Here is a 24348-nt window from a genome sequence, read left to right as displayed (position 1 = left end):
GGACGGGTTGCCGTCCGGACGGCCGGCGGGGAACCTGCCGCGTACGGTGAGCGCACGAGTTCCCCCGCACCTGCGGGGGACGACGCACATCGTTCGACCTGCTCGTCGCATGTGGACAGGAGATGGCCATGACGCTGCTGCGGACCCAGCTCGGGAACACCCTGCGGGGTCACCGGCTGCGCCAGCGCCGCACGCTGCGGGACGTTTCCGGCGCCGCCCGGGTGAGTCTGGGCTACCTCTCCGAGGTCGAGCGCGGGCAGAAGGAGGCCTCCTCCGAGCTGCTCGCCTCCATCTGCGACGCCCTGGACGTCGAGCTCGCCGACCTGCTCGCCGAGGTAAGCCTGGAGCTGCGGCCCACCGACCCCGCCCGGCAGCCGGTGCGCCGGGTCGCGGCGGGCGAGCGCGTCCTCCGCGAGGCCACCATCGGCATCGAGGCCGCGGGCACGCCGGCGGGCAAGGTCGAGTCGTCGCCCGCCCCGCAGGTCCCCGCGGCCGAACCGGCGCTGGCGCTCGTCGGGGGCGGTCAGCCGGCTCGCGGCGCCGCCCGTCGCCGCGGCACCGTCCGCCTGGCTGCCTGACCGCGCTTCCCTGAGACGCTCCCTTCGCTGACCTGCGGGTTCGCCGGCCGCGGTGCCCCGCCGCGCGCCGGGCCGGTTGCGACACGAATTCCCTCCGACCGCAGCGTCCTTGACCCGCCGGGGTCGGGATGGCGAACTGGGGGCATGCCAGCCACCACCGGGTACTCACTACCCTCGCTGTCCCGGCCGCCCGTCCCGTCGTCGCCCCCGTCCGAGGGGGACGGGCGCGGCGGCGTGCGGGTCGTCGAGGGCGGCGGTCAGGTGACCGCCCCGGTGCCGCCAGGTGCCGGCTTCTCGCCCCCGCCCGGACGCCGCGGCGTCCAGCTGACCAACCCGGTCCCGGCGCTGGCAGTCGCGGTTCCGGCGCACCGGCCGACCGCCCCCCGGCCGACCCGCGGCCCGGGCTCGCGCTCGGGTGCTGCCCGCGGCGCCGGCGCCGGCGGGGCGATGACCCGCACCCGCCGGGGGTTGCTCAATGGTGCCCGCACGGCCTTCGCCGAGCGCGGCCTGCGCCGCACCACGATGCAGCACGTCGCCGCGGCCGCGGGCGTGGCCAAGGCGACGCTGTACAACCACTTCCGCACGAAGGATGACGTGGCCGGCGCCCTGCTCGCGTTCGAGCTGGACCGGCTCGCGGCCCTGGCCGCCGAGCTGCCGCTGACCGTGGCAGTGCCCGCGCTGGCGGAGGAGGTCGGCTCGCACCCGGTGCTGCGGCGGCTGGCCGAGACCGAGCCGGAGACGCTCACCCGGATGCTGACCACCGACCCGCACCGTTGGGACGACGTGGTGGTGGCGCTGGGCACCGCGCTGGGCACCACCCGCCCGGCCGCCGAGGTGCTGTCGCGCTGGCTGCTCGGCCTGGTGCTGCAACCCGGCGACCCCGGTGAGCGGGCCCGCCAGGCCGCCCAGGTGACCGCGATGCTGGGCGTCTGAGCGACCCCACGATCCGGCCCCGACAGCCCGTTCCCCTGCCCGGGGAACGGGCCGTCGTGCGTCCGGGTCCCGGGGCGCGCGCCCGCATAGGGTGAGCAGCGGCAGCGGCGCCCGTCGGCGCCGGCTGGGCCACCGTCGTCCGGCGACCCACGGAGCGCGTGATGCGGTACCTCTTCCGGCCTCCGGCGGCCGACGCCGCCGGCCTGCTGTCCCTGCCCTGGCACGAGCCGCTCGAGGAGTGGGACCCGAGCCTGCTGCTGGAGGTCCCGCAGCGGGGCATCTCGCGGCACGTGGTCCGCTTCGTGGCCAGTGACGGGCAGGTCTACGCCCTCAAGGAGATCGCCGAGCCGCTGGCCCGGCACGAGTACGCCCTGCTCGGCGTCTTCGAGGAGGAGGGTCTGCCGGCCGTCTCCGTGGTCGGCATCTGCGTGGACCGCCCGGACGAGCTGGACGCCGTCCTGGTCACCCGGTACCTCGAGTACTCGATGTCCTATCGGTACCTGTTCTCCAGCCGGCGGCGCGCCCAGTCCGCCGACCGGTTGATCGACACCCTGGTCGAGCTGCTGGTGCGGCTGCACCTGGCCGGGGTTTACTGGGGTGACTGTTCGCTGTCCAACACGCTGTTCCGGCTTGACGCCGGCGCCTTCGCCGCCTACCTGGTCGACGCGGAGACCGTGGAGCGGCATCCCACGATCTCGGCCGGCAAGCGTGCCTACGACCTGGACCTCGCCCGTGAACGCGTCGGCGCCGAGCTGCTGGACCTGCGGTCGGGCGGGCTGCTGCCCGACGACATCGACCCCATCGACGTCGCCGACAGCCTGGCCGGCCGCTACGAGGCGCTGTGGGACGAGGTGACGCGGGAAGAGGTCTTCCAGCCCGAGGAGCAGCGGTACCGGGTCGCCGAACGGCTGCAACGGCTCAACGACCTGGGGTTCGACGTCGGTGAGGTGGAGCTGGTGACCTCCAGCGACGGCGCCCGGCTGCGCGTGGAGACCCGCGTGGCGGAGCCCGGTCACCACCGGCGGGAGCTCTTCCGGCTCGCCGGTCTGGAGGTCGGTGAGAACCAGGCGCGCCGGCTGCTCAACGACATCCGCACCTACCGGGCCTTCCTCGAGCAACGCGAGGGCCGGCCGGTCCGCGAGGTGGTCGCGGGGCACCGCTGGCTGGCCGAGGTTTACCAGCCCGTCGTCGAGTCGATCCCGCCCGACCTCGTGGGTCGGTTGGCGCCGGCGGAGGTGTTCCACGAGATCCTCGAGCACCGCTGGTTCCTGTCCGAGCGGGACGGCCGGGACGTCGGGACAACGGCTGCCGCACGCTCCTACTTCGAGACCGTGCTGCCCAGGACGCCGGCCGAACTGACCACCCCGTCGGCCATCGCCGAGCGCTGCTGACCCGGCCCGACGCTGTCCGCGCCCCCCGGTCACGGGTCGGTGTCGGACCGTTTGACAGCGCAGCCAGAGCTGCGCCACTCTCCGGGAACTGCGGTGACCTGCCGGTCGCTGCCCGGGAACGGAGGCCGATGACGGTGCCGAACGCCCCGAGAGTCGGAGTACGCAGCCGGACGGCGGGTGGCCGCCGAGCGGCCGCCCGTGGGAGGTCGCGGCGTCTGCTGGGCGGGGCGGCGGTGGCCCTCGTGGGGGCCTCACTGCTGTCGGCCTGCGGTGGCGACTCAGCCGGCCCCCCCACGCTCACCTGGTACATCAACCCGGACTCCGGTGGGCAGGCCGAGATCGCCACGCGGTGCACCGAGGCCGCGAACGGCGCTTACTCCATCGAGACCGCACTGCTCCCGCGCGACGCGAACGCCCAGCGGGAGCAGCTGATCCGACGCCTGGCGGCCAACGACGACTCCATCGACCTGATGAGCCTGGACCCCCCGTTCATCCCGGAGTTCGCCCAGGCCGGGTTCCTGGCCCCGGTGCCCGACGGCGTGGCCGGGCGGGTGACCGAGGGCGTCGTACAGAGCTCCATCGACGGATCGACCTGGGATGGTGAGATCGTGGCCGTCCCGTTCTGGGCCAACACCCAGCTGCTCTGGTACCGGAAGTCGGTCGCCGAGGCTGCCGGCCTGGACATGACGCAGCCGGTCACCTGGGACCAGATCGTCCAGGCGGCGGAAGGGCAGGGCAAGCGGGTCGACGCCCAGGGAACTCGCGCCGAGTCGCTGACCGTGTGGTTCAACGCACTCATCGAATCCGCCGGCGGTTCGATCATCGCGGAGAACGCCCAGGACCCGAAGAAGATCGTCCTGGGCCTGGACACCGCGGCGGGGGAGCGGGCCGCTGAGGTCATGAAGATGGTGGCCACCTCCGACGCCGCTGGTCCGGCGTTCTCCACCGAGAACGAGGACGCCTCCGCGACCGGTTTCGAGGGCCCGGACGCCGGCTTCCAGGTCAATTACCCGTTCGTGTGGCCCCGCGCGCTGAGTGCCGTGGAGGCCGGGACCTTGGACGCCTCGGTCCCCGACGACTACGGCGCGGCGGTCTACCCGCGGGTGAACGCCGACGAGCCGGCGGCACCGCCCTACGGCGGGATCAACCTCGGCGTCGGTGCCTTCAGCAAGTACCCGGACCTGGCCTTCGCCGCCACCGAGTGCATCACCACCGACGAGAACCAGGCCTACTACTTCACGACCAACGGCAACCCCGCCTCCTCGAAGGCGGTGTACGACGACCCCGCCGTCCTGGAGACGTTCCCGATGGCCCCGGTGATCCAGGAGTCCCTGGAACTCGCCGCACCGCGACCGCAGACGCCCTACTACAACGAGATCTCCGTCGGCATCCAGCGCTCCTACCATCCGCCGGCGTCCATCAACCCGCAGACGGTCGGTGAGAAGGCCACCGAACTGATCACGGCTGTGCTGCGAAAGGAGCGGTTGCTGTGAGCACAACCACCCTCCCGCCGGGACAACGGACCCGGCCGGTCTCGGCGCCGCCACCGAAGGTCAGTGACCGTGCCCGTGGCGAGCGCCGGCTCGGCTGGCTGCTCGCCGGGCCGGCCTTCGCCGTCATGTTGCTGGTCACCGCCTACCCGATCGCGCAGGCCGTCTACGATTCGCTGTTCGACTTCCGGCTGACCGATCCGGACAACCGCTCCTTCACCGGGCTGAGCAACTACTGGGTGATTCTCACCGACCCGCTGTGGTGGCGGTCGATCGGCGTCACCGTCTTCATTACGGTCGTCACGGTGGCGGTCGAGCTGGTCATCGGCTTCGCGCTGGCCCTGGTGATGGTCAAGGCGTTGTCCGCAATCCGGCCCGTGGTGCGCGCGGCGATCCTCATCCCGTACGCGGTGATCACCGTGGTCTCGGCCTTCGCCTGGCAGTTCGCCTTTGACCTCACCTCCGGCTTCGTGAACTCGTGGTTCAGCTGGGTGCCCGGGATCGGGGCGGACACCGACTGGTTCGGCGGCACCTGGACCTCGCTGTTCGTCATCTGCATCGCCGAGATCTGGAAGACCACGCCGTTCATCTCGCTGCTGCTGCTGGCCGGCCTGGCACAGGTGCCCGAGGTGCTCCAGGAAGCCGCCCAGGTGGACGGCGCAACGTGGTGGCAGCGGATGTGGAAGGTGACGATCCCGAACATGAAGGCGGCCATCATGGTGGCGCTGCTCTTCCGCACCCTGGATGCGTTCCGCATCTTCGACACGATCTTCGTGATGACCGGCGGGGCCAACGGCACCGAGACGGTGTCCTTCCTGGCCTACCGGCAGACGATCGCGCGTCTGGAGATCGGGTTGGGGTCGGCGGTGTCGGTGCTGCTGTTCCTGGTCGTCGTCCTCATAGCCGTCGTGTTCATCAAGGGCTTCAAGGTCGACCTGGCCCAGACGAGGGGGGACAGCTGATGTCCGGACGTAAGAAGGCGTGGTGGATCGCCGGCGGGGTGGTCATCGTGCTCTACGCCCTGTTCCCGATCGCCTGGATCGTGTCGCTGTCGCTCAAGGCGCCCAGCGACCTCAACAACGGCCAGTTCCTGCCCACGAACACGTCGTGGGAGAACTACAGCCTCATCCTGTCGGGCGGGGCGAGCGACCTGTTCCTGCCCGCGCTGCGCAACTCCTTCGGCATCTGCCTGATCGCCACGGCGATCTCGGTCCTGCTGGCCATGTTCGCCGCCTACGCCATCGCTCGACTGGACTTCCCGGGCAAGAAGCTCATCCTTTCCACCGCGTTGGCCGTGGCCATCTTCCCGGTGATCTCGATCGTCACGCCGCTGTTCAACCTCTGGCGCCAGATCGGGCTCTATGACACCTGGCCGGGTCTGATCATCCCGTACCTGTCGCTGACGCTGCCCATCTCGATCTGGACGATGTCGGCCTTCTTCCGGGAGATCCCGTGGGAGATGGAGCAGGCGGCGCAGGTCGATGGCGCCACCACCTGGCAGGCGTTCCGCAAGGTGATCGTCCCGCTCGCCGCCCCCGGGGTGTTCACCACGGCGATCATCGCGTTCTTCATCGCCTGGAACGACTTCATCTACGGCATCTCGCTGACCTCCACGAGCGCCTCGCGTCCGGTGCCGGCCGCGCTGGGGCTCTTCTCCGGCGCCTCACAGTTCGTGGACCCGACCGGTGCCATCGCGGCGGCCGCGGTGATCGTGACGATCCCGGTCGTCGTCCTGGTCCTGCTCTTCCAGCGGCGCATCGTCGCCGGCCTCACCAACGGCGCCGTCAAGGGCTGATCGCCCTCCTCCCGGCCCACCGCACCCAACGAAGGGGACGAGCACTGATGGCCTCGATCGAGATGAAGAACATCGTCAAGCAGTACGGCGACGGGTTCCCGGCGGTCAACGACGTCAGCCTCGACATCGCCGAGGGGGAGTTCATGATCCTCGTCGGGCCGTCCGGCTGCGGGAAGTCGACGCTGCTGCGGATGATCGTCGGCCTGGAGGACATCACCAGCGGCGACATGGTCATCGGCGGCACGCGGGTCAACGACAAGGCGCCGCGGGACCGCAACCTGTCCATGGTGTTCCAGAACTACGCCCTGTACCCGCACCTGACCGTCTACGAGAACATCGCGTTCCCGCTGCGGCTGGCCAAGACCCCCGACGACGAAGTCCGCCGCCGGGTCGACGACGCCGCAGACGTTCTCGAGTTGCACGAGCACCTCGAGCGCAAGCCGGCGAACCTGTCCGGTGGTCAGCGGCAGCGGGTCGCCATGGGCCGCGCGATCGTGCGGCAGGCGGAGGCCTTTCTGTTCGACGAGCCGCTGTCGAACCTCGACGCCAAGCTGCGTGGCCAGATGCGCACCGAGATCGCCCGGCTGCAGCGTCGGCTGGGCATCACCACGGTGTACGTCACCCACGACCAGACCGAGGCGATGACCCTCGGCGACCGGGTCTGCGTCCTGCGCAAGGGCAAGATCCAGCAGGTGGCCTCGCCACGGGAGCTCTACGAACAGCCGGTCAACCTGTTCGTGGCCGGGTTCATCGGCTCTCCGCCGATGAACTTTCTGCCGGCCACCCCGGACGGCTCGCGGCTCAGGACGCCCTTCGGGGACATCGAACTCGACGAGCGCCGGGCGGCGGCGGTCGCCGGCCACGACCTGCTGCTGGTGGGCATCCGACCGGAGTACTTCGAGGACGCCTCGCTGGTCGACGAGGCCAAACTGTCGCTGGGGTCGACCTTCCGGGCCCGGGTGGACGTCACCGAGTGGCTCGGCGACTCGCAGTTCGCCTACATCCCCTACGAGGCTCCGCCGGAGATCGAGGCGCATCTGCGCGAGCTGTCCCGGGAGCTGGACTCCGAGGAGCTGCGCACCCAGGCGATCGTCTCCATCGACTCCACCAGCCGGATGCGGGAGGGCCGGGAGGCGGAGTTCTGGCTGGACAGCCGGAAGGTGCACGTGTTCGACCCGGAATCGGGGGAGAACCTGACCCGGGACGCCGACGCCGGGGCCGCGCTCACCCGGATGGCCACCGAGGACCGGGTGGAGCAGGTCGAGGAAGCCCGGGCGCAGGGCAGCGGGCCCGCCAGCGCGGGCGCCGCCTGACCGCACCCGATCGGGCAGTCACGGCGCCGGCAGGACGGCGCGGTGGCTGCCCGGGGTGTGTGCCTGGGACGATGGACCCTGACAGCGTCCCCGGGTCGCGCACCCCGCCGCCGGCGGGGAGCGCGCCGGACCAGGAGGAGCCATGCCCAACCCGTTCGTGAAGCTGTGGAAGTACCTGACGGCGTCGGCCAACCAGCAGATCGACCAGCGGGCCGACCCCAAGGTGCAGATCGGGCAGGCGATCCAGGCCGAACAGCAGCGCCACGCGTCGCTGGCCAACCAGGCCGCCGCCGTCCTGGGCAACCAGCGGCAGCTGGAGATGCGCCTGAACCGCCAGCTGGGTGAGGTCGAGCAGCTGCAGGCCTCCGCCCGCCAGGCCCTGGTCCTGGCCGATCAGACCCGGGCCACGGACCCGGTTAAGGCCGCCGAGTACGACAACGCCGCGCAGGCCTTCGCCACCCAACTGGTGGCCGGCGAGCAGTCCATGGAAGACCTCAAGCGCAGCCACGACGAGGCACTGCAGGCCGCCGAGCAGGCCAAGGGCGCGGTCGAGCAGAGCCGGATGCGCCTGCAGACCACGCTGGCCGAGCGCACCAAGCTGCTCTCCCAGCTGGAGCAGGCCAAGATGCAGGAACAGGTCTCGGCCTCGCTGCGGTCGGTCAACGAGTTGTCCGCACCGGGCAACACCCCCAGCCTCGGCGACGTCCGGGACAAGATCGAAGCCCGGTACGCCAACGCGCTGGGTCAGGCCGAGCTGGCCCAGACCTCGGTGGAGGGCCGGATGCTCGAGGTGCAGAAGGCCACCCTCGACGTCGCCGGCCAGTCCCGCCTGGCACAAATCCGGGCCGGCATGGCCGGTGGCACCGCGTCCATCGAGGGCACGTCCGCGGCCGGGGCGATTGGCCCCGGCACCCCGTCGGTGCAGCAGCCGGCCGCCCAGCCGGTGGCTCAGCCCGCCGAGCGCCCCGAGCAGGCCGGCGCCTGACCTCTCGCACGACCGTCCGCTACGGACGTCGTCCGGCCCTGGTGCCCGGGCGGCGTCCGTAGGTGCGTTCCGGCTCTGCCTGGCAGCGGCTCAGTAGCGGCTGGCCAGCGACGGCGGCCGGCCCGCCTCACCGGGTGCGCGCGTCCGGGTCGATCGGGGTGCGGGCGGCCTGACAGGTGGCGCACCACCAGGTGACCCGCTCCCGCAGGTCGGGGCCCTGGTCGCCCAGCAGGATCGGGGTGCGGCAGCGGCGGCACGGCCGGCCCCTGCGCCCGAAGACCCAGTGGTCCTCACCGCGGCGGGTGCTACCGGTGGTGCTCTGCTCGGGGTGGTCCCGGTTGGCCTGCATCAGCGTGCGGGCGCGCTGCACGAGCCCGGCCAGGTCGGGGACGTCGGCGACCCGCGTCCAGGGGTGCACGCCGGCGAGGAACAGCGACTCGACCTTGTAGAGGTTGCCGATCCCGGCCAGGTTGCGCTGGTCGAGGATCGCGACGCCGATCTGCTCGTCGGGATGGGCGCGGAGCCGGCGCAGCGCCTCGTCGAGGTCCCAGTCCGGCCCGAGGACGTCGGGACCCAGGTGCCCGACCAGCTCGGCTTCCTCCGCAGTGGGCACCAGTCGCACGTCGTGCAGCCGGTAGCCCACACACTCCCAGTTGTCGGTGGCCAGGACGGCGCGGACGTCGTAGGCCGGTCCGCCGCGCCAGGCCGAACCGGGCCGGTAGATGTGCCAGCTGCCGTCCATCCGGTAGTGCGTGCGCAGGGTCCGGCCGTCGGTGAAGCGGGTCAGCATGTGCTTGCCCCGGGGGACCACCTCGGTGACCGTCGCTCCGGCCAGGTCGACGGCGGCCAGCTGGGGCACCCGGAACTCGCCGCGGCGCAGCGTGGCGCCGGCCAGCGCGGTGTTCATCCGCTGGGCCGCCAGCCAGACGGTGTCTCCTTCGGGCACGCCGTCCATGATCCCTGCGCCGGGCGTGCCCTGCCGGACTGCGGCGTCGTCGCCGTCGTCGTGGGCCTGCCCGGCTTCCCATCGCCCCGTCGTCGCCCGGCCTGCGGCCGCCGGGGTGAGCAACCAGGTCCCGGTTTCCCTCGCCAGGGATGAGAGCCTGATCGGGACCACCGTCGCGGTCAGGTCCGGCCTGACACTGCGGCAGACGCGCCGCTGCAGCGGCCGGATGGACAGGCTCGCCATGGCGGACTCCGTTCCTACCTCGCCCGACGGGTTTCCGCCCGACCGGTCGTCCCCGCCCGGCGGAGCACCCCGCTCGGGACCTCCCGACGGGCTGGCCCGTCGACTGGGGGTCGGTGATGCAGTGGTCGTCGGGTTGGTCGCGATGATCGGCGCCGGGGTGTTCTCGGCGTTCGCTCCCGCCGCCCGGGCCGCCGGCTCCGGTCTGCTGATCGGCCTGGCAGTGGCCGCCGTCATCGCCTACTGCAACGCCACGTCCTCGGCACGTCTGGCTGCTCTCTACCCCGAGTCGGGAGGCACCTACGTCTACGGGCGCCGCCGACTCGGGAACTTCTGGGGCTACCAGGCCGGGTGGTCCTTCGTCGTCGGGAAGACCGCCAGCTGCGCCGCGATGGCGCTCACGTTCGGCGCCTACGCCGCTCCCGGCCACCTCCGCCTCGTCGCAGTCCTCGCCGTGGTCGCCTTGACGGGGGTGAACTACGTCGGGGTGCAGAAGTCGGCGTGGCTCAGTCGGGTCATCGTCGTGCTGACCCTGGCCACCCTCACCCTGGTCGTCGTGGGCTCCCTCGCCGGAGGGGCCATGAGGACGGCGAACCTGGCTCCGTTCCCCGGCACCGACCTCGGCGGGGTGCTGCAGGCCGCGGGACTGCTGTTCTTCGCCTTCGCCGGCTACGCCCGCATCGCCACCCTCGCCGAGGAGGTCCGGGACCCCGCCCGCACCATCCCCCGGGCCATCCCCCTCGCACTGGCGATCACCCTGGTCGTCTACGGGGTGGTCGCCGGCGCCGCCCTGCTCGCCGCCGGCGCCCCGGGGCTCGCCTCGACCGCCGCCCCGTTGCAGGCCGCCGTGGCCACCGGGTCGCTGTCCGGCACGGTGCCGCTCGTGCAGGCCGGGGCCGCGGTCGCTGCCCTCGGGGCGTTGTCGGCACTCATCCTCGGGGTGTCCCGGACCACGCTGGCCATGGCCCGCGACCACCATCTCCCGGCGGTCCTCGCAGCGGTGCACCCCCGCTACCAGGTTCCGCACCGCGCCGAACTAGCGGTCGGCGCCGTCGTCATCGTTCTCGTCGCCACGCTCGACCTGCGTGGGGCGATTGGGTTCTCCTCCTTCGGCGTCCTCGCCTACTACGCCATCGCGAACGCCGCCGCCCTCACCCTCAGTGCAGCCGAGCACCGCCCACCACGATGGGTGCCCGTCCTCGGCCTGGTCGGCTGCGTGACCCTCGCGTTCAGCCTGCCCCCGACCGCCATCGTCACCGGAACCGGCGTGCTGCTCCTTGGCGCCGTCCTCTGGGTCGTCCGACGGGCGATGCACCGCCGCACCCGCTGAGACCTGCCGACGAGACCCACTCCTCCGCGACGTCATCCGGCCCCAGGGCGTCGGATGCCACTGCGCCGGACAACGCCGTCGCGGCCTCCGTCGGGCCGTCTCGTCCTCGGTCCAGGGCAGCAGCGTCTTGCCGCCCCGCTCGACCACGTCGTGCCTGGATGCCCGACCCGAGCGGCAGACGTGGGCATCAGCGTTCGCCGTCGGGGGGTTCAGCGGGGCCAGATCTCCGGCGCAGCGGCCATGATCTGCCGAAGCGCCTCCTCCAGTCTCAGCGACCCGGTGTCCACGCACACGTACCGGTAGTCGCCGGCAGCCGCCGCCAGGGTGGTGTCCTCCGGGTCGTTCCGGTCGACGAGGTCGTGCCACTGCTGGTCCGACCGCTTCCCCCGGCCCAGTCGACGCTGGTTACGAACGGCACGTGAGGCGGTGAGCTGAACGACGAGCACGTCGACGTCCTCGGGCAGGCGTCGCCGGAACTCCAGGTACTCCACGTGGGTGTTGACCAGACTGCCGACCAGGACCGTGCGGTAGCCGGCCTTCCAGAAGTTGAGCGCCACGGCGGTGGCGTTCCGCAGGTGCAGTTCGGTGAAGGCCGCGTCGTACACCCAGGGATTGACCTGACCCACGTCCTCGGCGTCGAGCTGGGCCCCGGAGGGGGTGCGGGGCAGCAGCGCCCGGACGACGGTGGACTTGCCGGTGGCCTCCTGGCCGGTGAGGAGGACGAGCCTGCGTTTCTGCACGAGCGCGAGCGTGGCATGTCGACAGGCCGGTCGGCGACCGGCGACTCACCCACGCAGGCGCAGCCCCCGCGGCGTTGCGCTGAAGCCGGCGGCCTGCAGCGCCGAGGACAACGCCTCCGCTTCGTGCACCGACGCGCCGTCGGTCTTCTGCACGGTCATCCGACCCAGGGCCCCGGAGGCCACCGCGCCGGACAGCGCCGTCGCGGCTTCCTTCAGGGCCGTCTCGTCCTCGGTCCAGGACAGCAGCGTCTTGCCGCCCCGCTCGACGTAGAGCACCAGCTCACCGTCGACGAGCACGACCAGCGCCCCGGCCTTGCGCCCGGCCCGGTGCCCGGTCGCCCGTTTCTTCCCGGTGCCCTCGCCCACGTCGACCGCGGGCGCGGTCCCGCCGTCGTCGTCGGTGCTGCCGACGACGCGCTCGGGCCAGGGCAGCGCCGCCCCGTAGACGTTGGCCGGGTCGGTGGCGGCCAGCACCACCGGGCCGGCCGGCACCCGGTCGGGGCTGGCGAAGCTGCGCAGCCGGTCGACCGATCCCGGCGTGCCGAACTGCGCGGCGCCGAGCGACTCGACGAAGTAGCCCCGTCGGGCGCGGCCGTTCTCCTCGAATGCCCGCAGCACCGGGTAGACCGCCGAGAATCCGCCGACCACCTGTTCGGCCATCACCGCGCCGCGGGTGAGCACCCCGTGCCGCTCCAGCAGCGACTCGGCGCGGGCCGTCGTCCGCTTGGTCGCGTTGGACTCCAGTTCCGGCAGTCGGGACCACCGGCCGGCCACGGTGGGCGGCCCGGTGCGGCTCGGCAGGGCCGGGCGACCGAGCCGGGTACGGCCGTACCGTGAGCGGTCCAACCGCGCCCGCGGCGCGGCGGGCTGCTTGCGGTGGGTGCCGCCGCCGGCCAGCCGGGTGCGCAGCGGGGCCAGCGTGTCGTTGGTCAGCGCCCCGGCCCACACCAGGTCCCACACCACGTCGGCGAACGCCTGGTCGTCGGTCGCGCCGACCCGGTCGGACAGCGACCGGAAGAACAGCGCCTGCCCACCGGCCAGCTCCGCCAGCACCTGGGCGGCCACGCCGCCCTCGTCGACGGCGCCGCCGGGGGGCTCGGGCAGCAGGAGGGGAGCCAGGTCGGCGGGGACCAGGGTCACCCAGCCGTCGCCACCGGACAGGCTCCCGGCGCCGGCCCACAGCACCTCGCCGGCGCTGGTCAGCTCGTCGAGCATCGCGGGGGAGTAGCCGGTCACCCGCGAGGGCAGCACCAGCGCCTCCAGCGCCGACGCCGGCACCAGCGCCCCGGCCAGCTGCTCCACGACGGCCAGCACGCCGTCCACCCCGCGCAGCCGGCTGCCCACCGACTGCCAGGACGGGGTGAACCGGGCGAGCGTGCCGATCGGCACCGGCTCGACCTCCTGGCGCAGCTTGGCCAGGCTGCGCCGCCGGATCGAGCGCAGCACCTCCGCGTCGCACCACTCCTGGCCGACCTCGCCGGGCCGGAACTCGCCGGTGACCATCCGCCCGGTGCCCACCAGGCGCTGCACGGTGGCGGTGACCACGGCGACCCCGAGGCCGAGCCGGGTGGCGACCTCGGCAGGGACGAACGGGCCGTGGGTGCGGGCGTAGCGCCCCACCAGGTCACCGAGCGGGTCGGCGACCGGCTCGGTGAACACCTCCGGGACGCCGACCGGCAGCGCGGTGCCCAGGACGTCGCGGAGCCGGCCGGCGTCCTCGATCGCCGCGTACCGCAGCTCGCCGGCGATGCGGACCTGCAGCGCGCGCCGGGCGGCGACCAGCTCCTCCAGCCACTCGGCGGACATCCCCCGGCCCCCGGCCTCGGCGACGGTCAGGTCACCGACCACCCGCAGCAGGTCGGCCCCGGCGTCGACGTCCCGCGGGTGCCGCTCGGCGGGCAGTCGCTGCAGCTCCGCCTCGATCTCGGCCAGTGCGTCGGAGTCCAGCAGCTCGCGCAGCTCCGAGCGGCCCAGCAGTTCGGCGAGCAGCCCGGTGTCGAGCGCGAGGGCCTGGGCGCGACGCTCGGCCAGCGGGGCATCGCCCTCGTAGATGAATTGTCCGACGTAGCCGAACAGCAACGACTGGGCGAACGGGGAGGCGGTCTGGGTCTGCACGTCGACCAGCCGGACCCGGCGCGCCCGGACGTCGCGCATCAGCTCGACCAGGCCCGGTACGTCGTAGACGTCCTGCAGCACCTCCCGGACCGCCTCGAGGGTGATCGGGAAGGAGGAGAACTCGCTGGCGACGGCGAGCAGCTGCGCGGCCCGCTGGCGCTGCTGCCACAGCGGGGTCCGGCGGCGCGGGTCGCGGCGGGGCAGCAGCAGCGCGCGGGCGGCGCACTCGCGGAACCGGCTGGCGAACAGCGCCGAGTTGCCCACCTCGGCGGTGACCTCGCGCTCGACGTCGTCGGGGTCGAGCAGCGCCAGGTCGGCCTCGGGTACCTCGCCGGTCGTGTCGGGCAGCCGCAGCACGATGCCGTCGTCGGAGTGCATGGAGGCGACGTCGACGCCGTAGCGCTCCCGCAGCCGGGCGGCCAGCACCAGCGCCCAGGGGGCGTTGACCTGCGCGCCGAAGGGGGAGTGCACGACCAGCCGCCAGTCGCCCAGCTCGTCACGGAAACGCTCGACCAGCAGCGTGCGGTCGTCGGGCAGGTGGCCGGTGGCCTGCTTCTGCTCAGCCAGGTAGGCGAGCAGGTTGGCCGCGCCCCACGCATCGAGCCCGGCGGCGCGGGCCCGCTCGGCACCGGCCTCCGGCGTCGCCGAGCCGACCTCGCGGAGGAAGGCGCCCAGCGCCCGGCCGAGCTCCAGCGGTCGGCCGAGGGTGTCGCCGTGCCAGAACGGCATCTTCCCGGGCTGGCCCGGGGCGGGGGAGACCAGCACCCGGTCGTGGGTGATCTCCTCGATCCGCCAGGACGAGGAGCCCAGCAGGAAGACGTCGCCGGTGCGGGACTCGTAGACCATCTCCTCGTCCAGCTCGCCCACCCGCTTGCCGCCCTCGCCCTTGCCCGAGACGAGGAAGACGCCGAACAGTCCGCGGTCGGGGATGGTGCCGCCGCTGGTGACCGCCAGCCGCTGGGCACCCGACCGGGCGGTAAGGGTGTCGGTGACCCGGTCCCAGGTCAGCCGGGGGCGCAGCTCGGCGAAGGCGTCGGAGGGGTAACGGCCGGCCAGCATGTCCAGCACCGCGTGCAGCGCGGCATCCGGGAGCGAGGTGAACGCGGCCGACCGGCGCAGCACGCCGGCCACGTCGTCGACCGTGCGCGGGCGCTCGGAGACCATCGCCACGATCTGCTGCGCGAGCACGTCCAGCGGGTTGCGCAGGTAGCGGGTGGACTCGATCGCGCCCGCCCGCATCCGCTCGGCGACCACGGCGCTCTGCACCAGGTCGCCGCGGAACTTCGGGAAGATGACGCCCTCGCTGACCGCGCCGACCTGGTGCCCGGCCCGGCCGACCCGCTGCAACCCGGCCGCCACGTTGGGTGGGGACTCGACCTGCACCACCAGGTCGACCGCGCCCATGTCGATGCCCAGCTCGAGCGACGAGGTGGCCACAACGGCCGGCAGCTGACCGGACTTTAGCGCCTCCTCGACCACCGCGCGCTGCTCCCGGGACACCGACCCGTGGTGGGCCGAGGCGACGGGCTTGAAGTCGACCGGCAGCCCGCCGCCTGCGCCGGCCTGGGCCACCAGCTGGGCCGGGCTGGTGCCCGGTGGCAGCGTCTCGCCGGTGCTGCGCTCGTAGGCCAGCTCGTTGAGCCGGCTGGTGAGCCGCTCGGCCAGCCGCCGGGAGTTGGCGAAGACGATGGTGCTGCGGTGGGACTCGATGAGGTCGAGCACCCGTTCCTCGACCGCCGGCCAGATCGACGTCCGGGGCTGGTTGCCGGCGGCCGAGCCCTGCAGCTCCCCGGTCGGCTGGCCGAGGGAGCTCATGTCCTCGACCGGGACGACGACCGAGAGGTCCCACTTCTTGTGCGACGGCGGAGCGACGACCTGCACCGGGCGGCCGCCCGCGAGGAAGGTCGCCACCTCCTCGACCGGGCGCACGGTCGCCGACAGCCCGATCCGCTGCGCCGGCCGCTCCAGCAGCTCGTCGAGCCGGTCCAGGGAGACCGCCAGATGCGCGCCGCGTTTGCTGCCGCAGACTGCGTGCACCTCGTCGAGGATCACCGTCTCGACTCCGCGCAGCGCCTCCCGGGCCTGGCTGGTCAGCAGCAGGAACAGCGATTCCGGGGTGCTGATCAGGATGTCGGGGGGCCGGCGGGCGAAGGCCCGCCGCTCGTCGGCGGGGGTGTCGCCGGAGCGCACGCCCACCGCGATCTCTGGTCGCGGCAGCCCCAGCCGCGCCGCCGCCTGGCCGATGCCGGCCAGCGGCGCGCGCAGGTTGCGCTCGACGTCCACGGCCAGCGCCTTGAGCGGGGAGACGTAGAGGACGCGGCAGCGGGTCTTCTCGTCGGCCGGCGGGCTCGCCGCCAGCCGGTCGATGGACCAGAGGAATGCTGCGAGCGTCTTGCCCGAGCCGGTCGGCGCGACGACCAGGGCGTGCCCGCCGCTGCTGATCGCCCGCCACGCGCCTTCCTGTGCCGGCGTGGGCTCCACGAACGCCCCGGTGAACCACGCCTGGGTCGGTGCGGAGAACCGCTCCAGTGCAGCGGGGGCGGGAGACGGGTGGGCGGCCACGGGACCAGTGTCCACAGCGGTACGACAGTTCGTCGGGGCCCGGCCGTCCCCGGGAGCTCAGCCCTTCGGAGCGAAGAGCTCCAGGGCGATGCCGTCGGGGTCGCGGAACTCCAGGATGTAGCCGGCGCCGATGTCCGTCACCCCGCCGTGCGCGGTACCCCGCTCGTCGAGCATCGCGGCGGCGGCGTCCAGGTCGGCTCGGGAGCCGACCGCGAAGCTCAGGTGGTCCAGCCCGGTGCGGTCCGCGGAGAAGACGTCCTCGGCCACCGGGCGCAGGCCGAGCAGCGAGTCGCCGACGGCGTAGATGACCCCGCCGTAGAGCCACGCCAGCTGTTCGCGGGTCGCGGCGTCGGCGTCCGCCGGCACCTCGAAGGCGACCGGCAGGCCTAAGACGTCGTCGTAGAAGGCCCGGGAGCGCTCGATGTCGGTGACGGTCAGTCGGACGTGCGCGAAGGACGTCGTGGGAATGGTCATGCGGCTGACCCTGTCACCGGGGCCGGAGGCGTGCAGGATGGCCCGGTGATCGAGCAGAGCGACACCATGATCCGGGTCGAGCAGACCGTCGACGTCCCGGCGGGTGAGCTGTTCGCCGTCCTGGCCGACCCGCGCCGACACGTCCAGGTCGACGGGTCCGGGATGCTCCAGGCCGACGTGCACGCCTCGCCGATCACCGGCGTGGGCCAGGTTTTCACGATGGCCATGCACTACCCGGCCCTGGGCGACTACCGCACCGACAACCACGTGCTGGAGTTCGACGAGGGACGCCGCATCGCCTGGACGACCGCGCGGGAGGGGCAGCCGCCGGCCGGGGTCCGGTGGAGCTGGGCGCTCGAGCCGCTTGCCGGGGAACGGACGACGGTCGTGCACACCTACGACTGGTCCCAGGTCACCGACCCCGCCGTCCTGGCCCGGGTCACCTTCCCCAGGGTCAGCGCGGATGCGCTCACCGCCAGCGTCGCCCGGCTGGCCGCCGCGGCCGGCTGACCCGGCGCGCGACCGGCGTGTCTGCGCCGGACGGCGCCCCGGCGGCGGGAGCATCGCGGCGGGGAGGCCCCAGCCGCCGCGGCCGCCCCGGTGGGGGAACCGATGGACAGGTCCCGCGTGGCCTCCTCCAGCATCGTCTCGGTGGGCTACGACCCCGAGGCGTCGGTGCTGGAGGTGGAGTTCCAGGGCAACCGGGTCTACCAGTACCTGGACGTGCCGCCCGAGGAGTTCGACGCCCTGATGGAAGCCGACAGCAAGGGCCGCTTCGTCAACGGCGTCATCAAACCCGCCCACCCGTACCGCGCCGCCTGAGCCGCCCGCGCCGGGGCTGTCGGCCGCCCGGGTCGCTGGGCCACACTGCCGCCCATGCGCCGCTCGCTCTACGGGTCCGACCACGACGACTTCCGGTCCAGCGTCCGCGCCTTCCTGGACAAGGCCGTGGCCCCCTTCCACGACGAGTGGGAGAAGGCCGGCATCGTCCCCCGCGGGGTGTGGACCGCTGCCGGCGAGCAGGGGTTCCTCGGGATGGACATGGACGAGCAGTACGGCGGCGGCGGGGTGCGCGACTTCCGCTACAACGCAGTCCTGGACGAGGAGGTCACCCGGATCGGCGCCAGCGGCGTCGGGTTCGGACTGCACAACGACGTCGTCGGCCCCTACCTGCGCGACCTGGCCACCGAGGAGCAGCGGGCGCGCTGGCTGCCAGGGTTCTGCGCCGGGGAGCTGATCACCGCCATCGCGATGACCGAGCCGGGCACCGGCAGCGACCTGCAGGGCATCGCGACGACCGCACGCCGGGACGGCGGGGACTGGGTGCTCAACGGGTCCAAGACGTTCATCACCAGCGGCATCAACGCCGACCTGGTCATCGTGGTGGCCCGCACCGACCCCGACGCGCCGGCCTCGCGCGGCACCAGCCTGCTGGTCGTCGAGCGGAACATGCCCGGCTTCACCCGGGGGCGCAACCTGGCCAAGGTGGGCCTGAAGGCGCAGGACACCGCGGAGCTGTTCTTCGCCGACGTCCGGGTGCCGGGGGCGAACCTGCTCGGTACCGAGGACGGCGGCTTCGGCCACCTGATGACCAACCTGCCGCAGGAGCGGCTGTCCATCGCCGTCGGGGCGGTCGCGGCGGCAGAGACCGTGCTGGCGCAGACGGTGGAGTACGTGACCAACCGGACGGCGTTCGGCACGACGGTCGGCAGCTTCCAGAACACCCGGTTCGTCCTGGCGGAGCTGCAGACCGAGACCACGATCGCCCGCACCTTCGTCGACGAGTGCATGCGCCAGCTCGACTCCGGCGACCTCACCGCGACCGACGCGGCGATGGCCAAGTACTGGACGACGGAGCTGCAGAACAAGGTCGCCGACCGGTGCCTGCAGTTGCACGGCGGCTACGGCTACATGGACGAGTACCCGGTGTCGAAGGCCTGGCGGGATGCCCGCGTGCAGTCCATCTACGGCGGCACCAACGAGATCATGCGGGAGATCGTCGGCCGCGCGATGGGCCTGTAGCTGCCTGGTGGCACGGCGTAGCCGTTCGGCTCCGACACCGCAGGTGGGTTCAGCAGTGGAGCAGGCCGAATCGCTCCTTGAGGGCCAGCACGCGCAGTGCGGACTCGTCGATCCGGGCGGCGAACCCCGCATCGGCCGCGGCGCGGTCGGCCAGCGCCGCGGACATCGGTGCGGCGTCCTGCCCACGCACGGTGAGGACGACGTCGACCCCCGCGCCCACGGCCGAGACCGCCCGCTCGCCGACCGGTGTGGCCGACAGCGCCACCGCCTGGCCGAGGTCGTCGGCGACCACGACGCCGTCGAAGCCGAGCTGGTCGCGCAGCAGGCCGATCACCGCGGGGGAGAAGACGGCGGCCCGGTCGGGGTCCAGCTGTGGGTAGGTCGCCGAGCTGACCATGACTGCGGCCGTGCCGGCGGCCACGGCGGCGCGGAAGGGTTCCAGGTACGGGTCGGTGGGGCTGGTCTCGGGGTCGGCCGCCCCCACGTCCGTGTCGGTGTTGACGTCGACCCGGCCCAGGCCCGGGAAGTGCTTGACGGTGGCGGCCACCCCGGCGTCCTGGAGCGCGCCCACGAGGGTCGTCACCGCAGCGGCCACCTGCACGGGGTCGCTGCCGAACTGCCGGTCGACGGCGCCGATCGGCGGGTTCTGCGCCTCCGTGCCGGCGGGCACGGCGTCGGCCACCGGCGCCAGGTCCAACGTGATGCCCGCGCCGTGCAGCTGCTGCGCCCACGTCGCGGTCGCGCTGCGCAGTGCCTCCGGTGCCAGCCGGCCCTGCTGCAGGGCGCTGGGCACCGGGTCGAAGCCGGTGCCCTTCAGCGCCTGCACCAGGCCGCCCTCCTGGTCGACGGCGACCTCCAGTGGCACCCCGGTCGCCGACCGGAGCTGGGCGACCGCGGCGCCGATCGCGGCGGCACCGGCAGTGCTGCGCCCGTGCAGGAAGACCCCGCCCACCGGGACGCCGGCCAGCTGTTCCAGCCCGGTCACCGGGTCGTCGATGGGCACCCCGACCAACAGCAGCTGCCCGATCCGGGCCGGCCGGTCCAGCCGGTCGAGCGTCTGCTGGGCGCACGATGCCGCCGGGGCGGACGACGAGGCGGCCGCGGTCGGGGTGGTCGTGGACGCGCTCGTCGTCGCGCTCGGGCTGGACGCGCTGCGCCCGCCGCCGTCCCCGCAGGCGGCCAGCGCGACGAGCACGCTTGCCACCACGGCGAGCGGGCGGCGCCGGTGCCGGGGAGCCCGGCCGGTGCCGTGTGCGCGCATTGCCCTTGTCTACCCGGTCGGGGCCGTCAGCCGGTGGCCCGGGACGGCAGACTCGCGGCGTGACTCCCCAGCTGCCGGCCGACCCGGCCGCCGTCCAGCGCCGGACGCTCCCCGTGCTCTCCGGAGCGGTCGCCCTCGGCGGGCTGGGCGTGACCGTGGGCATCACCGTCGGCGGGCTGCTGGCCCGGCAGGTCGCCGGCAGCGACTCGGCGGCCGGGCTCGGACAGACTGCCAGCGTGCTGGGCGCCGCGGTCATCGCCGTCCCGTTGGCCCGGGTCAGTGACGGGTTCGGACGACGGGCCGGGCTGGCGCTGGGCTACGGCATCGCGGTGGCCGGTGCCCTGGTGGTGGTCGCGGCGACCGCGGCGTCCTCGCTGCCCCTGCTGCTGGCCGGCCTGTTCGCGTTCGGGGCGGCGACGACGAGCGGCCTGCAGGCCGCTCGTCGTCGCCGACCTGGCCGAGCCTGCCTCCCGCGGCCGGGCGTTGTCGCTGGTGGTCTGGGCGACGACCGTCGGGTCGGTGCTGGGCCCGAACCTGGCCGGCCCCGCTGACGATGCGGGCCGGGCGCTCGGGCTGCCCGCGCTCGGTGGTGCGTTCGTGCTGTCGGTCCTCGCCTTCGCCGTCGTCGCCGCTGGTGCCCTGCTGCTCCTCCGGCCCGATCCGCTGCTGCTGGCCCGGCGGCTGGCGACCGGGGACGGACCGCTGCAGCCTGCCCCGCGGACGGGGACACCGGCCGCTCTGCGCGCGGTCTGGGCGACGCCGGGCGGGCGGCTGGGGCTGTGCGCCGTCGTCGTCTCGCACTCGGTCATGGTCGGGTTGATGGTGATGACGCCAGTGCACATGGGCGCCGGGTCCGGCGGCACCGAGGGGACGACGCTGCGCCTCATCGGCCTGGTCATCAGCGTGCACGTGGCCGGCATGTACCTGTTCTCGCCGGCCGTGGGCTGGCTGGCCGACCGGGCCGGCCGGTCGGCCACGGTCGCCGTCGGCGGGCTGCTCCTCCTGCTGGCCGGCCTGGTCGCCGGGACGGCGCCGCCCGGCGCGGCCGTCCAGCTCGGCATCGGCCTGTTCCTGCTCGGGCTGGGCTGGTCGTGCGGGCTGGTGGCCGGCTCGACGCTGGTGACCGAGGCCGTCCCGGCCGCCGTGCGGCCCACCGCGCAGGGCGCCACCGACCTGCTGATGGGCCTGGGTGCCGCGGTCGCGGGGGCGGTCGGGGGACCGCTGCTCGCCGTCGGGGGGTTCAGGCTGGTGGCCGTCGCCGCCGCGGTGCTGGTGCTGCCGCTGGCCGCCGTGTGGGCAGGCAGCCGGCGTTCGCTGCTGCCGGCCACGCCGGGTCGCTAGGCCGGCGGCTGTCTCCCGACGGGCTGGGTACCGTCGTCGTCGTGCGTCTGCAGGAGTTCTGGACCCGGATGCACGAGCTGTTCGGGTCCATGCGAGCCGAGAGCGTGGCGCGCGACCACGTCCTCTCCGCCGTCGGTGGCCGAACGGCGGTCGAGGCCATCGAGGCCGGCGTCGCGCTGCGCAAGGTCTGGCTGGCCATCTGCGAGGAGTACGACGTACCGCCGAAGAAGCGCTGAGCGCGCTCGGGACCGCTGCCCGGACACCTCCGGCGTGTCCGCTGGAATCGAACACCTGTTCGGTCTACCGTCGTCCACAGGTCGGCGGCCCGTCCACAGATTTGCTCGGTCCGTCGAAAGTGTCAGACCCCCGCCCTAGCGTCGGCGACGACCCGCTTCCCCGCGACACCGAAGGTGGCCACCATGGCAACGCTGGACCGCGACAAGGCCCTCGACATGGCCCTCGCCCAGATCGACAAGCAGTTCGGCAAGGGCTCCGTGATGCGCCTGGGCGACTCGCCCGAGGTCGCCATGAAGGTCATCCCGACCGGGTCCATCGCCTTGGACATCGCGCTCGGCATCGGGGGGCTGCCCCGTGGCCGGGTCGTGGAGGTCTACGGCCCCGAGGCCTCCGGCAAGACGACGGTCGCCCTGCACGCGGTGGCCAACGCCCAGGCCTCCGGCGGCATCGCGGCGTTCATCGACGCCGAGCACGCCCTGGACCCCGACTACGCCCGCGCGATCGGCGTGGACACCGACGCCCTGCTGATCAGCCAGCCCGACACCGGTGAGCAGGCGCTGGAAATTGCCGACATGCTGATCCGCTCCGGCGCGCTGGATGTCATCGTCGTCGACTCGGTGGCCGCGCTCGTGCCGCGCGCCGAGATCGAGGGCGAGATGGGTGACAGCCACGTGGGTCTGCAGGCCCGGCTGATGAGCCAGGCGCTCCGCAAGATCACCGGTGCGTTGAGCAACTCCGGCACCACGATGATCTTTATCAACCAGCTGCGCGAGAAGGTCGGCGTGGTCTACGGCTCGCCGGAGGTCACCACCGGCGGCCGGGCGCTGAAGTTCTACTCCTCGGTCCGGCTCGACGTCCGGCGCATCGAAACCCTCAAGCAGGGCACCGACGCGGTCGGCAGCCGGGTGCGGGTGAAGGTCGTCAAGAACAAGGTGGCCGCGCCGTTCAAGCAGGCCGAGCTCGACCTCATCTGGGGCACTGGCTTCAGCCGCGAGGGTGGCCTCATCGACATCGGTGTCGAGCAGGGCATCGTCCGCAAGTCCGGTGCTTGGTACACCTATGAGGGCGACCAGCTCGGCCAGGGCAAGGAGAACGTCCGCACCTTCCTGAAGGACAACCCGGACCTGGCCGACGAGATCGAAAAGAAGATCAAGGAGAAGCTGGGCATCGGCGCGCCGAAGGCTGAGGCGCCGGCAGCTGAGCCGGTCGACTTCTGAGCCGGTCATGAACGACCCGTGGTCCGGTCCGGACCCCGACGCTGAGGCGGGACCGGCGGATGGCGACGCCCGCCGGTCCGGCCGCCGCCGCGCGGGTGCCGCCTCGGGGCGGGGCCGAGCCGGCGCGCGGTCCGGGTCCGGGTTCGGCGATGGACGCAGCGGCCGTGGCGCAGGTCGACGAGCCGGCAGCGCCACCGGCGCCGACGGTTCCACCGACGACGGGTCGACGGCTCCCGCCGACGACCGCGACCCGGTCGAAGTTGCCCGCGGCATCTGCCTGCGGGCGCTGACCGGGGCGTCCAAGACCCGCCAGCAGCTCGCGGAACTCCTGGCCCGGCGCGAGGTCGCCGACGACGTCGTCGAGGCCGTGCTCGACCGGCTTACCGAGGTCGGATTGATCGACGACGCCGCGTTCGCTGCGGCGTGGGTGACCTCGCGGCAGTCCGGTCGCGGCCTGGCCCGCCGGGCGCTGACCCAGGAGCTCCGGGCCAAGGGCATCGACGACGAAGTGGCCGCTGCGGCGGTCGCCGAGGTCGACCCGCAGGACGAGTGGGACACCGCACGCCGACTGGTGGAGCGCAAGGCCCGCAGCATGGCCCGACTGGACCAGGTGACCGCCGAGCGCCGACTGGTCGGCATGCTCGCCCGCAAGGGCTACGGCGGTGGACTGGCCGGAATCGTGGCGCGCGAGGCGCTGGACGCCGTGTACGCCGATGCCGGCGACACGGGCACCGATCCCGACGACGACCTCCCTGGCAGTGACGAGCTCGAGAACGTCGGGGCCGCGGAGGAGATCGTTCCCGGCGGTGGTGGCTTCGCCAGCCGTGGCTCGGGTGGCGGCGGTTTCGGGAACCGCAGTTCGGCGAGCGGCGGGGGCTTCGGGAGCGGCGGGCTCGGAGGTCGCAAGGCGTCCCGGGCCACCACCGGAGGGAAGCCGAACGGCGGCGGCCTCGGCGGCGGGAGCGGCATCGCCGGCCAGCGTGCCGCCGGGACGGCGGACGAGGTGGGAGAGGGGCGCTGGGTCCCGATCGGCCGGCGCGCAGAGCCTCCGCGCTGACCTCCGGCTCCCGCAGCCGCCGGTTCTCGTCCCGCGCCCCGACACGCCATCGAACTCCAATGGCCCAGAACCGGATCGGTTCTGGGCTATTGGAGTTCACGGCCTCACCGAAGGTCGGCGACCGCCGGGGTCAGCGGTCGAGCCAGGCGGTGACGTCGACGGCGACACCGTCGGCGGCGTCCTCGTCCGGCACGAGCCAACGCCGGCTGCGCTCCTGACCGGTGCCCAGCCACAGCTGGATCGAGGTGTCGAACTGCGACATGGTCAGCTCCCGGCCGCGCGCGGGGTGGCTGACCGGGCCCAGGAACGTCACGTCGCTCT

The 24348-nt window shown here is 73.2% G+C and carries 23 protein-coding genes; 17 read left to right on the top strand and 6 right to left on the bottom strand.

From position 1 onward, the window contains the following. Positions 1-128: 128 nt before the first annotated feature. The 8 genes from BLW04_RS05755 (at position 129) to BLW04_RS05720 (ending at position 8485) form a co-directional block, all read left to right on the top strand. A complete protein-coding gene (locus tag BLW04_RS05755; protein ID WP_091537835.1) occupies positions 129-578 on the top strand; it encodes a helix-turn-helix domain-containing protein in 450 nt (149 codons plus the stop codon). A 144-nt stretch (positions 579-722) separates the two neighbouring features. After that, complete coding sequence (locus tag BLW04_RS28130; protein WP_254781101.1) at positions 723-1511, top strand: TetR/AcrR family transcriptional regulator; 789 nt, start codon at positions 723-725, stop codon at positions 1509-1511. A 161-nt stretch (positions 1512-1672) separates the two neighbouring features. After that, the gene (locus tag BLW04_RS05745; RefSeq protein WP_091537807.1) at positions 1673-2902 is read left to right on the top strand and encodes a DUF4032 domain-containing protein; all 1230 of its coding nucleotides are present in this window, start codon (positions 1673-1675) and stop codon (positions 2900-2902) included. 242 nt (positions 2903-3144) lie between these two features. Then, complete coding sequence (locus tag BLW04_RS05740; protein WP_254781100.1) at positions 3145-4395, top strand: extracellular solute-binding protein; 1251 nt, start codon at positions 3145-3147, stop codon at positions 4393-4395. Beyond that, positions 4392-5354, top strand: a complete 963-nt coding sequence (locus BLW04_RS05735) for a carbohydrate ABC transporter permease (RefSeq protein ID WP_091537805.1) — start codon at positions 4392-4394, stop codon at positions 5352-5354. The genes BLW04_RS05740 and BLW04_RS05735 overlap by 4 nt, the downstream gene beginning before the upstream one ends. Continuing rightward, entirely contained in the window at positions 5354-6187 is an 834-nt protein-coding gene (locus tag BLW04_RS05730; protein ID WP_091537804.1) for a carbohydrate ABC transporter permease, read from the top strand. Before BLW04_RS05735 ends, BLW04_RS05730 begins: the two co-directional genes overlap by 1 nt. Positions 6188-6234: 47 nt before the next feature. Beyond that, positions 6235-7500: an ABC transporter ATP-binding protein gene (locus tag BLW04_RS05725; RefSeq protein ID WP_091537803.1), complete on the top strand. Its 1266-nt coding sequence runs from the start codon at positions 6235-6237 to the stop codon at positions 7498-7500. A 142-nt stretch (positions 7501-7642) separates the two neighbouring features. Further along, positions 7643-8485, top strand: coding sequence for a PspA/IM30 family protein (locus BLW04_RS05720; RefSeq protein ID WP_091537802.1), 843 nt, complete (start codon positions 7643-7645; stop codon positions 8483-8485). 127 nt (positions 8486-8612) lie between these two features. Here BLW04_RS05720 and BLW04_RS05715 read toward each other — a convergent pair whose 3' ends face one another. Beyond that, a complete protein-coding gene (locus tag BLW04_RS05715) occupies positions 8613-9674 on the bottom strand; it encodes a DNA-formamidopyrimidine glycosylase family protein (protein WP_254781099.1) in 1062 nt (353 codons plus the stop codon). A 121-nt stretch (positions 9675-9795) separates the two neighbouring features. Here BLW04_RS05715 and BLW04_RS05710 point away from each other — a divergent pair, with 121 nt between their 5' ends. Next, the gene (locus BLW04_RS05710) at positions 9796-11001 is read left to right on the top strand and encodes an APC family permease (RefSeq protein WP_254781098.1); all 1206 of its coding nucleotides are present in this window, start codon (positions 9796-9798) and stop codon (positions 10999-11001) included. Positions 11002-11210: 209 nt separating this feature from the next. Here the strand turns inward: BLW04_RS05710 and BLW04_RS05705 are convergent, their stop codons facing one another. Genes BLW04_RS05705 through BLW04_RS05695 form a run of 3 tightly spaced genes read right to left on the bottom strand, consistent with a single transcriptional unit; the run spans position 11211 to position 16892 of the window. Further along, positions 11211-11741, bottom strand: a complete 531-nt coding sequence (locus tag BLW04_RS05705) for a DEAD/DEAH box helicase family protein (protein WP_091537800.1) — start codon at positions 11739-11741, stop codon at positions 11211-11213. Positions 11742-11786: 45 nt separating this feature from the next. Beyond that, entirely contained in the window at positions 11787-16418 is a 4632-nt protein-coding gene (locus BLW04_RS05700; protein WP_091537799.1) for an ATP-dependent helicase, read from the bottom strand. Positions 16419-16475: 57 nt separating this feature from the next. Further along, positions 16476-16892, bottom strand: a complete 417-nt coding sequence (locus BLW04_RS05695; protein ID WP_091537798.1) for a VOC family protein — start codon at positions 16890-16892, stop codon at positions 16476-16478. 45 nt (positions 16893-16937) lie between these two features. On the opposite strand from BLW04_RS05695, the gene BLW04_RS05690 reads away from it, so the two are divergent. From BLW04_RS05690 to BLW04_RS05680, 3 genes are all read left to right on the top strand, one after another. Then, the gene (locus BLW04_RS05690; protein ID WP_217630861.1) at positions 16938-17402 is read left to right on the top strand and encodes an SRPBCC family protein; all 465 of its coding nucleotides are present in this window, start codon (positions 16938-16940) and stop codon (positions 17400-17402) included. Positions 17403-17519: 117 nt separating this feature from the next. Further along, entirely contained in the window at positions 17520-17714 is a 195-nt protein-coding gene (locus BLW04_RS05685) for a KTSC domain-containing protein (protein WP_217630860.1), read from the top strand. 54 nt (positions 17715-17768) lie between these two features. Continuing rightward, complete coding sequence (locus tag BLW04_RS05680) at positions 17769-18914, top strand: acyl-CoA dehydrogenase family protein (RefSeq protein ID WP_091537797.1); 1146 nt, start codon at positions 17769-17771, stop codon at positions 18912-18914. A 49-nt stretch (positions 18915-18963) separates the two neighbouring features. Here the strand turns inward: BLW04_RS05680 and BLW04_RS05675 are convergent, their stop codons facing one another. After that, entirely contained in the window at positions 18964-20175 is a 1212-nt protein-coding gene (locus BLW04_RS05675) for a glycoside hydrolase family 3 N-terminal domain-containing protein (RefSeq protein ID WP_091537796.1), read from the bottom strand. 59 nt (positions 20176-20234) lie between these two features. Between BLW04_RS05675 and BLW04_RS28125 the strand changes: the two genes are divergently transcribed. The 5 genes from BLW04_RS28125 to BLW04_RS05655 all read left to right on the top strand — a co-directional run bounded on the left by BLW04_RS28125 (position 20235) and on the right by BLW04_RS05655 (position 24027). Beyond that, positions 20235-20726 carry a hypothetical protein gene (locus tag BLW04_RS28125; protein WP_254781097.1) on the top strand — a complete coding sequence of 164 codons (492 nt, stop codon included), beginning with the start codon at positions 20235-20237 and terminating at the stop codon, positions 20724-20726. After that, on the top strand, positions 20695-21516 hold the full coding sequence (locus tag BLW04_RS28120; RefSeq protein WP_254781096.1) for an MFS transporter: 822 nt from the start codon (positions 20695-20697) through the stop codon (positions 21514-21516). The genes BLW04_RS28125 and BLW04_RS28120 overlap by 32 nt, the downstream gene beginning before the upstream one ends. Positions 21517-21557: 41 nt before the next feature. Then, positions 21558-21752: a DUF3046 domain-containing protein gene (locus BLW04_RS05665; protein WP_091537830.1), complete on the top strand. Its 195-nt coding sequence runs from the start codon at positions 21558-21560 to the stop codon at positions 21750-21752. Between the two features lie 183 nt (positions 21753-21935). Continuing rightward, positions 21936-22970, top strand: a complete 1035-nt coding sequence (gene recA / locus BLW04_RS05660; protein WP_175483909.1) for a recombinase RecA — start codon at positions 21936-21938, stop codon at positions 22968-22970. Positions 22971-22977: 7 nt separating this feature from the next. Next, positions 22978-24027, top strand: coding sequence for a regulatory protein RecX (locus BLW04_RS05655; protein WP_217630859.1), 1050 nt, complete (start codon positions 22978-22980; stop codon positions 24025-24027). 130 nt (positions 24028-24157) lie between these two features. Here the strand turns inward: BLW04_RS05655 and BLW04_RS28115 are convergent, their stop codons facing one another. Then, positions 24158-24340, bottom strand: coding sequence for a hypothetical protein (locus BLW04_RS28115; protein WP_254781095.1), 183 nt, complete (start codon positions 24338-24340; stop codon positions 24158-24160). Positions 24341-24348 lie beyond the last annotated feature (8 nt).

Origin of the sequence: Modestobacter sp. DSM 44400 (genome assembly GCF_900107175.1) — a bacterium.
GTDB lineage: Bacteria > Actinomycetota > Actinomycetes > Mycobacteriales > Geodermatophilaceae > Modestobacter.
The sequence above is the reverse complement of the archived record's forward strand: the minus strand, read 5'-3'. Positions and strand labels throughout refer to the sequence as shown.

Bases quoted from the DNA above. Each gene is read 5' to 3' on its own strand.
- BLW04_RS05720 (WP_091537802.1), top strand. From the start codon at position 7,643: ATGCCCAACCCGTTCGTGAAGCTGTGGAAGTACCTGACGGCGTCGGCC.
- BLW04_RS05715 (WP_254781099.1), bottom strand. From the start codon at position 9,674: ATGGCGAGCCTGTCCATCCGGCCGCTGCAGCGGCGCGTCTGCCGCAGT.
- BLW04_RS05675 (WP_091537796.1), bottom strand. From the start codon at position 20,175: ATGCGCGCACACGGCACCGGCCGGGCTCCCCGGCACCGGCGCCGCCCG.
- BLW04_RS05745 (WP_091537807.1), top strand. From the start codon at position 1,673: ATGCGGTACCTCTTCCGGCCTCCGGCGGCCGACGCCGCCGGCCTGCTG.
- BLW04_RS28130 (WP_254781101.1), top strand. From the start codon at position 723: ATGCCAGCCACCACCGGGTACTCACTACCCTCGCTGTCCCGGCCGCCC.
- BLW04_RS05695 (WP_091537798.1), bottom strand. From the start codon at position 16,892: ATGACCATTCCCACGACGTCCTTCGCGCACGTCCGACTGACCGTCACC.
- BLW04_RS05730 (WP_091537804.1), top strand. From the start codon at position 5,354: ATGTCCGGACGTAAGAAGGCGTGGTGGATCGCCGGCGGGGTGGTCATC.
- BLW04_RS05725 (WP_091537803.1), top strand. From the start codon at position 6,235: ATGGCCTCGATCGAGATGAAGAACATCGTCAAGCAGTACGGCGACGGG.
- BLW04_RS05655 (WP_217630859.1), top strand. From the start codon at position 22,978: ATGAACGACCCGTGGTCCGGTCCGGACCCCGACGCTGAGGCGGGACCG.
- BLW04_RS05680 (WP_091537797.1), top strand. From the start codon at position 17,769: ATGCGCCGCTCGCTCTACGGGTCCGACCACGACGACTTCCGGTCCAGC.
- BLW04_RS05755 (WP_091537835.1), top strand. From the start codon at position 129: ATGACGCTGCTGCGGACCCAGCTCGGGAACACCCTGCGGGGTCACCGG.
- recA (WP_175483909.1), top strand. From the start codon at position 21,936: ATGGCAACGCTGGACCGCGACAAGGCCCTCGACATGGCCCTCGCCCAG.